At 33.6% G+C, this 13,576-nt stretch carries 9 protein-coding genes; 3 read left to right on the top strand and 6 right to left on the bottom strand.

All coding sequences use genetic code 11. The annotated features are described in order from the left end of the window. Positions 1-4: 4 nt before the first annotated feature. From ACQY56_RS06495 to ACQY56_RS06470, 6 genes are all read right to left on the bottom strand, one after another. Positions 5-2,110 carry an STT3 domain-containing protein gene (locus tag ACQY56_RS06495; RefSeq protein WP_428737111.1) on the bottom strand — a complete coding sequence of 702 codons (2,106 nt, stop codon included), beginning with the start codon at positions 2,108-2,110 and terminating at the stop codon, positions 5-7. After that, the gene (locus tag ACQY56_RS06490) at positions 2,085-2,906 is read right to left on the bottom strand and encodes a glycosyltransferase (protein ID WP_428737110.1); all 822 of its coding nucleotides are present in this window, start codon (positions 2,904-2,906) and stop codon (positions 2,085-2,087) included. The genes ACQY56_RS06495 and ACQY56_RS06490 overlap by 26 nt, the downstream gene beginning before the upstream one ends. Next, positions 2,907-3,941 (bottom strand): aminofutalosine synthase MqnE, encoded by a 1,035-nt coding sequence (gene mqnE, locus ACQY56_RS06485; protein ID WP_428737109.1) that lies wholly within the window; start codon positions 3,939-3,941, stop codon positions 2,907-2,909. It abuts the gene before it with no gap. A gap of 134 nt (positions 3,942-4,075) precedes the next feature. After that, positions 4,076-5,638: an autoinducer-2 kinase gene (lsrK, locus tag ACQY56_RS06480; protein ID WP_428737108.1), complete on the bottom strand. Its 1,563-nt coding sequence runs from the start codon at positions 5,636-5,638 to the stop codon at positions 4,076-4,078. A 231-nt stretch (positions 5,639-5,869) separates the two neighbouring features. Beyond that, the gene (locus ACQY56_RS06475) at positions 5,870-7,030 is read right to left on the bottom strand and encodes a class II aldolase/adducin family protein (RefSeq protein ID WP_428737107.1); all 1,161 of its coding nucleotides are present in this window, start codon (positions 7,028-7,030) and stop codon (positions 5,870-5,872) included. Then, the gene (locus ACQY56_RS06470) at positions 7,027-7,320 is read right to left on the bottom strand and encodes a putative quinol monooxygenase (RefSeq protein WP_428737319.1); all 294 of its coding nucleotides are present in this window, start codon (positions 7,318-7,320) and stop codon (positions 7,027-7,029) included. Before ACQY56_RS06470 ends, ACQY56_RS06475 begins: the two co-directional genes overlap by 4 nt. Before the next feature lie 55 nt (positions 7,321-7,375). Between ACQY56_RS06470 and ACQY56_RS06465 the strand changes: the two genes are divergently transcribed. The 3 genes from ACQY56_RS06465 to ACQY56_RS06455 are packed head-to-tail and all read left to right on the top strand — an operon-like array spanning position 7,376 to position 13,564. After that, a complete protein-coding gene (locus ACQY56_RS06465; RefSeq protein WP_428737106.1) occupies positions 7,376-9,880 on the top strand; it encodes an HD domain-containing protein in 2,505 nt (834 codons plus the stop codon). Between the two features lie 19 nt (positions 9,881-9,899). Beyond that, on the top strand, positions 9,900-11,714 hold the full coding sequence (glmS, locus tag ACQY56_RS06460; RefSeq protein ID WP_428737105.1) for a glutamine--fructose-6-phosphate transaminase (isomerizing): 1,815 nt from the start codon (positions 9,900-9,902) through the stop codon (positions 11,712-11,714). Between the two features lie 5 nt (positions 11,715-11,719). Then, on the top strand, positions 11,720-13,564 hold the full coding sequence (locus ACQY56_RS06455) for a GGDEF domain-containing protein (RefSeq protein ID WP_428737104.1): 1,845 nt from the start codon (positions 11,720-11,722) through the stop codon (positions 13,562-13,564). Positions 13,565-13,576: the final 12 nt, after the last annotated feature.

Raw genomic sequence — 13,576 nt, 5'->3', positions numbered from 1 at the left:
TCCTTTATATTTTTAATTTATACACTTTTGCACTTGGAGTATCTATAACTTTTTCATAGATATCTTTATCGTAATTTTCAAGTATAAAAAGTTGTATGTAAGTTGAATTGTATGTTGCTTCATCTAAAACCAAAAAAGCATTGTATGAAGCAAGAAAAATCAAATTAATGTTTGAAGTAAAGTTTACTAATTGTGACTCTACATGTAACTTCTTATCTGCACTATATGAAGTCTTTACAAATCTTCTAATTGGTAATGTTTTATTGCCTAAAGTGAGTGTTAAATTACTTTTGTTTAAAACAACACTATTCCCTAATTGTAATTTATTTCCCATATCTTTAAAGTTTCTACTCATATAAAAAAGTGGTTGTTGCCCTTGAACTCCATTCATTAAGTTTATATTTGAAAAGTAAGTAACAGTTGGATAAATATTTAGCATTCTAAATGGTAAATATAAATAGATATCAGCAGTTTTTTGGGGCAGTTTCATATCATTTTCTAATGAATTTAAAAATAGATTCGTATCTTCAAAACCAAAATCCTTTGTCATCTGTTCTATATTTGATTTACTACTTATATTTTTATCTTTTAAAACTCTTTTTTCTGTATATTCAACATCTAAACGAGCTAGTTTTGCAGATATATCTTGTGGATGCGTTAAAATAAAACTTACTGGAAAATTAACATCCCCAGTATGTTTTGCACCATCAACAAGTGTTTGCGTATTTGCATAGTATCTTATAGGATAGCCATAATCCCACCAAGCAATAGTATAATCATTTGGATTTGATATTTGAGAAAGTTGTTCTAAGACCTGGACTTCATCATTATTAAAAACAGTTGGAACTTTATATCCATCAATATGTTTATAGTTAGGATATAAAATTGCTAACGTTAAAGCTACAAGTGAGAGATACTTTAGTTTTTGATATGGCATTAAAGAACCTATCTCAGTAATAATAAATGCAATACCAAAAGCAAGTACCGGAACTGCATACACAGTAAAGCGAAGCCCTCCAATATACGCTAAAAACCCAAGTCCTACAAGTGGAAGAGAAAGTAACATAATTCTATGCTTGAAAAGAAGATATATATAACCTAGAATTGAGATTAAAAAGATTATAGTGTGCCCACTTATACGATTTGCAAATGTTTCAAATGGAATTTTTCCAGCTTCACGAACAGTCTGCATCACTGAGAAAAAGTGTAATCCTAAACCGTCACTGTCTATACTTATACTATCTCTAAAAATATATCCTTTAAGTTGTCCCCAGATGGGATTAAACCCACCAGTGATAAAAAATGCACCTATGGAGAGTGCCAAAAGGTAATAAGTATATTTGTTAAATTTCTCTTGTGTGAAAATAAAATAAGAGGCTATCACTAAGATAAGTCTAATGTATCCATCAAGCCCCATCATCGCAAACATCATGATTGCAAGTAGCTTATAGTTAAAAACATTTTTTCGATCAAATACAAGTGTATAAACTGATATAAGTCCAAAAAATGCGAACTCTAAAGAGTAACTTTGTGGATACCACCAACGATATACTAAAATATCTAAACCAGTTAATAATAGATAGATATTTTGATCAGTTTTTACTGCCCAAATAATAGACCAAAGCAAAAACATAGGCAGTACAATATTGAGCATATCTGTATCATAATACCCTATCATTGTTCGGTTATAATAACTCCAAACTATTGCAGCAAACATTGCAGCAATTAAACCCATCTCTAAATTTTTTAACAGTTTTGCAATTAAAATTATTGGGATAACAATTAATGAAGAGAGAAATACAGGCATATAAAAGATAATTGTTTCAAAAGAAAATGGTAAAACTTTGACAAAAAATGCAGTTAGAATTGCTGGTGCAGATGTAACAGGTGTAAGGTCTACCCCCTCTCTATACCCACCACTAAGTAAATCTCTGGATCCCTCAGCCCAATAATAGCCATCATTTGTGTTGATCATAAACTGACCATTATAATAAAATGGCTCATACCCATTAAAATGATATGTCCAAACCATTCTCATCGCAACAGAAAATGCAAATGCTAAAAATATATAAAGTATTGTTAATTTAGTTTCTCTTGTTAAGCTGTTCAATTTTTTCCTTGTAGTATTGAATGGATTGTATTTTATCATATTTAATCGCACCCTCAAGTAACAAGTTGTACTTTTTTTGTGCTTCTAGTTTAATTATTTCTATTTTTTGATGTTGTTTTGTAATTTGCAATAACTTTTCCAAAGTCACTACACGAAATCTATCCATTCCCCAATGTTTAAAACTTAGTTGATCATCATGCCCTGCATATTTTGTGATCAGTTTTTTTGGCAAAAGAGCTATTTCAAAATCAAGTGCAACTCTCAGCCATAGATCATAATCTTCACACACTTCTAAGCTCTCATCAAAATAGCCCACTTGGTTAAATATCTTTTTATGTATAAGTACCGAAGATGGAGCTATATTGCAATAGGAAAGATTTTCCATAAACACATCTTTACCGATCTTTTGAAACTTTTTTGGTATTTTGACCTTTTGATCATCTCTAATCCAAACTTCATCAGTATAACTCATAAGTATTTCAGGATTATTTTTGTGAAATAGGCACTGCTCTTCTAATTTTTTAGAGTGAAAAGTATCATCAGAATCTAAAAATGCTATCCACTCATAATTTGCATTTTTGATCCCCACATTACGTGCAGCAGAAACACCTTGATTTTCTTGATATATATATTTAAGTTGTGGGAAATCTTTTTGAATTTGTGCCGTTTGATCATTTGATCCATCATCTACAACGATGATCTCTTTTGGAGGGTAACTTTGTACAAGAACTGACTTAACAGCTCTTTTTAAAAAATGATATCGGTTAAGGGAAGGAATAACGACCGTTATATCCAACTACCAAACCTTAATCTCATTATATAAACTATCTCGCTCAACTGGGCTAAAACCACTATCTTTTATAAGCCCCACAAAATCTTCAAGCTCGATCCCATTTGCACTCTTAGCCCCTGCGGCAGAGTTGATCGACTCTTTTTGGATAGTCCCATCGAGATCATTTGCCCCAAACTCTTGCGCAACAAGTGCTAAGTTAACCGTAGAAGTTACCCAGTATGCTTTTAGGTTTGGAACATTATCAAGCACTAAACGTGAAATAGCCATTGTTCGTAAAACTTCATCGGCAGTGATCGGTTTTTCAATTTTGAGGTAATTATTTTCAGTTTGATACACAAGTGGTATAAAACAGTTAAACCCACCTGTCTCATCTTGCAACTCACGTATACGCATCATATGATCGATGCGGTGTTCACGTGATTCTACATGACCAAAAAGCATAGTAACATTTGATTTTTTCCCACGCTCATGCCATTTTTTATGGATCTCGATCCATTGTTCGGAAGTTACTTTGCCCTTGCAGATATACTCACGTACCTTCTCATCAAAGATCTCAGCACCCCCACCTGGCATAGAATCCACTCCAGCTTCCACCATCATATCTAAGATCTCATCGTACGTCTTTTCATAGTGGCGAGCTAAAAAATCAACTTCTGCCGCAGTAAGAGCCTTTACATGCAACTGTGGATATTTATCCTTAATCTTTCTGAAAATATCTAAATACCATTCTATTCCGGTTTCTGGATTGTGAGCTGAGACGATATGTACCTCTTTAACACCATCAAGAACAATCTTATCAACAATCTCCATGATCTCTTCATGACTCATTGTATACGGATTTGGATTTTTTCTATTTGCAGAGTATGCACAAAATTTACAAACATCTGCACAAATGTTTGTCGGATTTATATGACGATTGATATTGAAGTATGTTTTATTGCCATGGAGTTCTTTACGTTTATTATCCGCCATCTCACCAAGTGTAAAGAGGTCTTCATCGTAAAGTTTTAGTGCTGTTTTGAAATCTATTCTATCCATTCTTTCTCTCATTATTTTCTTTGTCAAGCTTTCCGTTCTTTTAAACTAATTTCTTAGAGGACAAATCCTCCCTTCGGTCTGAGCCTCACGAAATCATTTTAAAAGAACTGCATCCCTGTCATACAAACATTTTGTTAAAGACCTGGGGCTTTCCACATGGGGTGCGTGATATTATCATCAACTAGCTTTATTTGCACTTGATATGCCTTTTTCCATTTCATTTTCAAGTTATCATAAACTTCTTTGTTTTCTAAATTAGGAGTATATGTTTTCTCCCACTTCACAAGTTTCTTTGACGCTTCCACTAAAGAGTTATACACTCCAGCACCAACACCTGCTGCCATCGCAGCTCCAAGTGCTGTTGCCTCTGTTACTTTTGGAATCTTCACACTATAACCAGTCACATCCGCTAATATCTGCGACCATAATGCCCCCTTACTTGCACCACCTGCAAAAACAATAGTATCAAACTCCACACCACTAAACTTTTTGATATTTTCTAAGTTTATACTTGACACGATCGCAGCATTTTCCTCTAACGATCGAAACATCGCTATTTTAGAGTTTGGATTGTCAAAATTAAGATTTAAAAAACTAGGAGCTGCGTGATACCATTTGCCATACCTCATCTCATCTGAAAAAATTGGCAAAATCCCATAACTTCCAGCAGGGATACCTTTTGCTTTTTCTTCTAAAACCTCATATACATCTCTGCCTTGTTCTTGTGCTTGAAGTTTTTCAAGCTCACAAAACGCATCACGAAACCATCGCATAACTAGCCCAGAGAAAAATGTGATCCCCTCAGCTTGTGAGAGTCCATTTACTACATGAGGATTAACACGCAATGCCATATCTTTAGGTGGCTTTGTAGATGAAGGTATATTTACAACCTGTTGCCAAAAACTCCCACCAAGCACTGCTACATCGCCCTCTTTTACAACGCCAAGTCCAGCAGAACCAAGTTGTACATCACCGCCACCCATAACCACTTTTGTAGTTGTTGCAAGACCTGTTTGTTCACTTGCTTCTTGTGTTACACTCCCGATAACTTCTCCAACCTCATACACTTTTGGGAAAATATCATCTTTTAATCCAACGCGATGAGCCATAAAACTCTCCCAAGTGCGTTTTTCTAAAGAAAAAATGCCCGTTGTTCCACCATTGCTAGGATCAGATGCTATAACGCCAGAGAGTTTTGCTAAGATCCAATCTCCGATCATCGAGATAGAGGCTATTTTTTCATAAAGATCAGAGCGATTATTTTTCAGCCAAAGCAAACGAGGTAGTGCCCCAAGAGCAAAAGTTTGTCCGCTTTTTTGGTAAAATTCTTCTTCAATCTTAGGAAAATTTTCTTTTAAATATTTTACTTCCTCTGAAGCTCTTGCATCTACGTTTGCCACGCCCCAAAGTTCATTACCATTTTTATCGTAAAGAACTATCCCCTCACGCATACTCGTAGCACTAAGAGCTAAAATATCTTTTGGATCAACACCAGATTTTTGGATAATCTCTTTTATACAACGAATCACTAACTGCCAATTTGTTGCAAAATCAAAGCTCATAGAGTTAGCCACACCCTCTTCTTCTAAGTGTGTCCACTCATATTGAGAAACTTCGATCTGATTTCCTTTAGTATCAAAAAGAACCGCACGAACACTCCCTGTCCCTGCGTCTATTGCCAGTAAATACTTATCCATAAAATTCTTCCATTTTTGTAACTTAGCATATTTTTAAGCTGCCTATTAACAGAGCAAATCCTCCCTACGGTCTGAGTCTGTGAGTAGGCACCTCAAAAATATTATCGTAAATAAAAAGTTTTCCAGTTTTTAGCTTTGTGTTGTCTTATTTAGTAGGCTCAGACCAACGGGAGGATTTGTCCTGCTAAATAAGACAACACAAAGCGCTATACAACAAACAGAAAAAACAAACTACTTCAACTTCGCTTGTTCTAACTCCCAGTACTCCATAGCAAAACTATCCGCTTCACTTATACTTTGATAACCACCAAGCTTGTCTGCACGAAGTACAGCTAACATTGTATGCTCAACTATGTCATTAATAATATCCGCTTCTTTTTTAGTTGATCCAAAAGAGATCACAGCTAGATTTTTAATAATCATATAGTTTGGTGCAGGGTTAATCATTGTTTCACCATTTTCATAACGCATATAATACTTCTCATACTCCATTATATAGTTTTTGATCCCCTCTTCTAAATTTGTATCTTCCATCACAAGTGGTGTACGCTTTGTACGGATGATATGCTCAGGTGTCAAAACTCCACAAGATGCAAACTCTTTTAAATTTGGTTGTGAAGCATAAAAAGATGCTAAAGGAGACTGATTGATATTGAGATGTATCTCATACCCTTTGAATTGTGAAAAAACTTTTGTAATCTTTGCTATATCACATCCACTATGCTCATAACTTCGCTGAATATTTACCTGTGCATTTTCATCCAAAAACTCCTCAGCTTTTGTTACAGCATCTATCATTTTAGTGTAAGATTTTTTAGCATCGTCATCAAAAGTGAAAATCCCGTGATTATGTAAAATAATCCCTTCAATTTTTTTCCAATCAAGACTCCCAATTAATTCATAAATCTTATGAGCTAATTCAAAGCCAGGCATCACATAGTCAACTATTAAAAAGTTTGGATATAAACTTTCAATATGCTCTTTTCCATTTACAGAGTTTGATATCGTCACTACAGCATCAGCATGTGTATGATCAACAAATTTATACGGAATAAGTGCATGTAAAATTGCTTCAACTGAAGGGTTTGGTGCACTCTCATCAATCATAGCAGCATGCTGTAATCGTACCATATCACTATCACTTAACTTTTCAAACTTTGCCATCTCTAAAAGTAAATCCAACTTTACAGGTGAAAATCCCTCTTTTTGAATGCTAGAGAGATCCCATCCACTCCCCTTTACGTACAATACACCTCCAATTTTTACAGAAGTATTTCCCCCTCCATGTAAAACAAGCTCATCGTTTGAGCCTAAAAGGTTTGATGTATAGACTCTAAGATCTAAATCATCCTTGCATTTTAGTGCTACTTTGTCATCCCATAAGTTTTTCATTTTTCCTCCAAAACTTCTAATTCATCAGTATATTTGTCTTCACAATATGGCTCGTATGAAGATTTATACACCGCGTAATGTGCTGAAGCTTTATGTCCATCAAGGGCTGCTTCATCTGCCCAAGTCTCTACTGCCATAAATTTTCTTGGATTATTTTCATACTGAAATATTTCATAAAAAACACATCCATTTTCTGCTTTACTTGGTATGACCATAGCTGCAAGTAAATCTTTCATGATTTGCTCACATCCCTCTTTTGCAATAAAAGTCACTCTTTTTGTAATTGTCATATTTTTATCCAATTTTTTAAGCGATTATATCGAAAAATTTTATATAATTGAAGTTATGGATATACTAATACAAATAGAAGACATTATAGAAAAAAATGGTTCAGATTTTGAGCTTTCAAAACTGTTTAGACAATATATAAAAGAATACAAAGATTCGTTGCACCAACTTTTTGAAAAAAATCAGGGAAAAGATTTTTTAGTGCGTCATACAAAAAAACTCGATTCAATTATAGAGCTTATGTACAAAACAGTACTGCGTCGAACGTTTGGAAATTATCTGCCTATGAGAAGTTCTATCCCTATAGCTATCGTAGCACTTGGGAGTTATGGACGTGAACAATTATGTGTACATAGTGATATTGACTTACTCATAGTGTACGAAGATGTACATGGATATAACTCTGAACTTATCATCGAAAAACTTTTTTATCTAGCACTTGATGCAGGTCTTAAACTTGGGCACCGTGTCCATGAGGTACAAGATATTTTTAAAGCTTCAAATGAAGATATTACAATAAAAACGGCTCTTTTAGAGGGTCGTTTTATTTGTGGTTCCTCTTTTACTTGGCATGCAACTTCTCGTGAACTCTCTAAAATGCGCCATTATAATCAAAAAGAGTTTATTTTAAATAAAATTGAAGAAGCACAAGCTAGAAGAAGAAAGTTTTCTATATCTATGGAGCCAAATATTAAAGAGGGGGTTGGTGGACTTCGTGATGCACAACTCATTTTTTGGGTTGCAAAAACAATTTACGGCGTAGAATCTGTACGCGAACTCACTGATGAACTTTTTACAGATGATGAATATAAAGAGTACCGTATGGCATTAGAGTTACTCTTTCGTGTTCGCAGTGCTTTACATCTTATCACTTCAAAACAAGAAGATACTCTCCGTTTGGAACACATTCCACAAGTTGCAGAACTTTTGGGGTTTTCAGATCATAAAAAGTTCTCTTCAAAGGTTTTAGAAGCTGGTTGGCGAGTCAATAACTTTACACAAATATTTGTCAAAAAAATGGTGCGTAGTTTTATTTACGAAAGTTCAAATGTATCAATTTTCAAAAAACAACGTTTACAAAAAGGGATTTATGAATATGAGAGTAGGCTTTTTGCTTCATACAACCTCTCGCCTCGTCCAATCAATGAGCTTTTAGAACTATTAATCAACTTAGAAGATAAAGATTATAAATATGATGCTGGTTTTTTAAATCAGTTTACATATACAACTATAGCTCATCCATTACGACAAAAAACCTATACTCTAATAAAAAAACTTTTAGAGAAAAAACATATCTACTCATTTTTAAAACTTTTTTATGATGCTGGAATTTTACATGAACTTTTCCCAAGCTTTAAAAAAGTTCTCCATCTACCACAATTTGATGGATATCACCATTATCCTGTAGATTTACATTCAGTGAAATCTATCCAAGCATTAGAAAATATAAAAGAGCCTTTTATAAAGAAACTGTATGAAGAGATGAACGAGAAAGAGAAACTTCTCTTAAAAGCAACTGTACTTCTTCATGATACTGGAAAAGGGAGAAAACAAGATCATAGTGAAGTTGGAGCTAAACTCGTTGCAGAGTTTGCAAAAAAAATGCACTTTGACCCAGAGTTAACTGTTAGAGCAATTACTTTGGTGAAATATCATATTTTAATGAGTTCTGTAGCTTTTAAAGATAACATCCATAATGAAAAAACACTTTACAAATTTATGTCAAATGTAGGAGATGAAAAAAATCTCAAACTCTTATATGTTTTAACTTATGCAGATATCAATGGTGTTGGCGGACATACCTATACAACTTTTAGTTCAAAACTACTTTATGAACTCTATACAAATGCTTTAGAGGTTGCACAAAACAAAGAGAGAATTACAGATGCTAAAAAAAGAGTACTTGTTGAAAAAAGGGTAAAAAATCTTCCTGAATTTCAAGAACTCCCTAAACTACTTCAAAATAAAATATTCTCTGTAGTTTCAAATCTGTTCTTTTTTAAAAATACTCCACTGCATATCATAGATATCGCACTCCAAGCAAAAAATACACAAGATTATACGTTTAATATTTTTAATGAAAAATCTTTAACGATTGAGATATTTAGAACACGTCCACTAAATCTTGCGTATCTTCTCGCAACTTTATCACATTTTGATGTAGCATCTATGGAAATTTATACACTTTTTGATGATGTAAAATACTTTAAAATTGAGTTTACAAAAAAAGCTGATGAGAGTGTTATTGAAGATATATTACAAATTATTGATGATGCTTTTGATATGAGCAAAGAGGTAAAACTCCGTAATATTGAGATAAAAGAATCAGAGATTATCATAGATTGTGAACATTCACTCACACATGCTGAGATTAACATTCAAACCAAAAATCAGATGGGACTACTTGCTTATGTGATACATAAATTTGAACAACTTGGCATCAACATTGTGAGTGCAAAAATCCATTCAAGTAAATTCAAAGTACGTGACAGCTTTTTAATGGAAAAACAAAATAACATATGCAATAATGTGAACAAAATTTATGAGCTCTTAACAAAATAGGCTCTATAGGGTTTAGCGAATGTGTGGAATTGTCGGTTATATAGGTAAAAAAAATACTAAAGAGATTTTAATAGATGGTTTAAAAGAACTCGAATACAGAGGTTATGATTCTGCTGGAATTGCAGTGCTTAGTGATGGTGAATTTCATAACTTTAAAGCTGTAGGTAAACTCATCAACCTTGAAGATAAAACAAAAGATTTTACAACAGACAAATTTGCTGTTGGTATCGGTCATACAAGATGGGCTACACATGGTAAACCAACAGAACTCAATGCCCATCCCCATCTAGGTGAAAGCTCTTATGTAGTCCATAATGGTATCATTGAAAACTATGCAGAACTCAAAAAAGAGCTCGAAATTGATGGTGTAACATTTTTAAGTCAAACTGACACAGAGGTGATAGTCCATCTCTTCGAAAAAAAGCTTAAACATTCCAGCTCTGAATTTGAAGCATTTGAAAAAACGGTTGCCGAGCTTCAAGGTGCATATGCAATCTTACTTGTAACTAAATCTAAGGAAGACACCATCTTTTTTGCAAAATTGGGCTCTCCAATGTTAGTTGGTGTAGATGCAAATAATGATAAATATTTTGCATCTTCAGATACTCCGCTCATTGGACATTGTGAGAATGTAAACTATTTTGATGATGGTGATTATGGATATGTAACACCAAGTGAAATCAAACTTTATGATAACACAGGTAAAGAGAAACAAGCCAGTTTTACAAAACTCTCTACAAATAAACTCTCAGCACAAAAAGATGGGTTTAGATTTTTTATGGAAAAAGAGATTTATGAACAAAGTGATGTGATTACAGATACTTTACTTGGAAGGCTCTCAACTGATACAGTAATTTTTGAAGAGCTTGATAAAGAAATTTTCAATGGCATTAGTGAGATAAAATTATGTGCTTGTGGGACAAGTTATCATGCGGCACTTGCAGCGTCTTATCTATTTGAGCGTTATTCAAAAGTAAAAACTTCTGTTGAGATTGCAAGTGAATTTCGTTACCGCGATCCAATCATGACACAAGATACCCTTTTTGTTGTGATTTCTCAAAGTGGTGAAACTGCCGATACACTTGAAACACTTAAAATGGCTAAAAATGCAGGATTAAAAACTCTCACTATCTGTAATGTTGATAACTCTTCAATGGTAAGACTTTCAGATGCTACAATTCTCACTCGTGCTGGTGTTGAAAAAGGTGTAGCTTCCACAAAAGCATTCGCAACTCAAGTTACTATTTTTTGGATGCTTGCACTTCATCTTGCAGAGTTAAAAGGTACTTTAGATAAAAATGTACTTGCAAAAGAGATCGAAACTATTCGTCAAATTCCAGCATCAGTAAAAGTGCGCGATGAAATTCATGAAAAAGTAAAAAGACTCTCTAAAAGATATCTCCATGGACATGGATTTTTCTTTATTGGAAGAGATATCTTCTATCCCTTAGCACTTGAAGGTGCTTTAAAATTAAAAGAGATATCGTATCTTCATGCTGAAGGCTATCCTAGTGGAGAGATGAAACATGGACCTATTGCGTTAGCTGATCCTGAGCTCTTTACTATAGCATTACTACCAGAACTTCTACTGCATGAAAAAGCAAAAAGTAATGTAGAAGAGCTTAGTGCTAGAGATTCAACAATATGTGCCATAAGCCCTTTATCTTTTGATAAAGCGGATGATTTTATACAAACGCATAAACACAGTCATTACATGTTAGAATTCTTTGAAATGATGATTGTGGTACAATTACTTTCATTAGAAGTTTCTATCAGGCTAGGTAATGATGTGGATATGCCAAGAAACTTAGCGAAAAGTGTAACAGTGGAGTAGAGTAAATGGGAACAAAATTCAAACTATTATTTATAGTAACAGTGATGTTACTGGGACTTGCAGTAGCAACTATTATCAATGTCTCTTTAAATTTTAGAGATTATAGTATTAAAAGTGCGACTGAAAAGGCTACAACAACTGCAGCAATAGTTAAAGATGGGCTTACTGCTCATATGGTCAATGGTATGATGGATAAACGTCAATACTTTTTAGATCAAATCTCAAATAATAACAGTGATGTTAAATCCCTTTGGCTTGTCCGTGCTCCTAGTGTTATTAAACAGTATGGTCCAGGATTCAATAGTGAAACAGTTCGTGATCAAACTGATAAAAATGTACTCGATAGTGGAAAAATAATTAAAACTATCCATGAGGGAGCTGACTCTATTATCTTAAGAGTATCTATTCCATACAAAGCAACTACATCACAACCAAACTGTTTAGAGTGTCACGATATAAAAAGAGATGGAATTCTAGGAGTAATATCTATGGAGTTCGATATTACTAATATGCGTAATGTTGGAATGATAACTATTTTTAAAATTTTAATCATAAATCTTATTTTTATAGTAATTGCTCTATTTTTAATTAACCATTATGTAGCTCCATATATGAAACTTTTTGCAAGTATGCAAGAGGGGATTACAAAAGCATATAGTGGCGATTTTACCCACAAATTTTTTACAAATGTTAAAGGGGAAGCTCGTCAAATCACTGAACAACTCAATACGCTATTTACAAAAATGCAAGAGACTTTTGGAAATATCAAGTACAACCTCTCTACATTTATACCTCAAGGATGTGTAGCTTCAAAAGATCCACTTTTTGAAGCAAAAACAATTATTGGTGAACTTTCAGATATCTATAAATTCAAAAAAACTATTGAATTAGATATTGATAAAGAGACTGTATATAAAAGATTTGTGGACGCTATGGAGCATAAATTTGAACTTTATAGCTTCGCTTTTTATGAAATTAACCATGTAATAAATGAACGAAAACTCATCTTTTCATCTGAAAATAAAAAACTTTGTAGTGTAAATGTAGATAAAAATGCGAACCTATGCCGTGCTTTTAGAACACAAGCAGATGTAATCTCTACCGACTTTATGGAACTCTGTGAGGAGTGTTCAAAAGTTGATGATTTTTATGTATGCATCCCTTTTACAATTAATGATGACTATTCTGTTGTTTTAAATATTCATGCAAAAGATGATGCACAAGTAAATGAGATTCATATTATCACTCCTAGTATACGTAACTATCTTGAAGCTGCTAAACCAGTTATTGAAAGTCGTATCCTTACAGCAAAACTTCGTGATAGTTCTTTACGAGATGGTATGACAGGATTATACAATAGAAGGTTCTTAGAAGAGTTTATCGATCAAATGATGAGTCAAGCAGATAGAAAAAATGATACTTATGCTGTATTAATGCTTGATGTTGATTTCTTTAAAATGGTAAATGACACATATGGACATGATATTGGCGATAAAGTTATTGTCGAACTATCAGGTGTACTAAAAGCAAATACAAGAGAATCTGATTTAGCGATTCGTTATGGTGGAGAAGAGTTCTTAGTGATGCTTTATAATGCAACTGAAGAGGGTGCATTAGGAGTTGCTAAAAAAATCCATAAAGCATTCTGTGCTCTATCTTTTGATGTAGGTACAAGTGAAAGACTGAAAAAAACCATCAGTATTGGTATGTCAAGATATCCAACTGATGCAGACAGTATTTGGAAAGCTATTAAATATGCTGATACTGCTTTATATGAAGCAAAAAATACAGGTAGAAATAAAATAGTTGAGTTTAAACCAGAGATGTTTAAAGCGGGGGATGATTTCTAAATCATTGTTCAT

Origin of the sequence: Sulfurimonas sp., assembly GCF_050296975.1 — a bacterium.
Classification (GTDB): Bacteria; Campylobacterota; Campylobacteria; order Campylobacterales; family Sulfurimonadaceae; genus Sulfurimonas.
The sequence above is the reverse complement of the archived record's forward strand: the minus strand, read 5'-3'. Positions and strand labels throughout refer to the sequence as shown.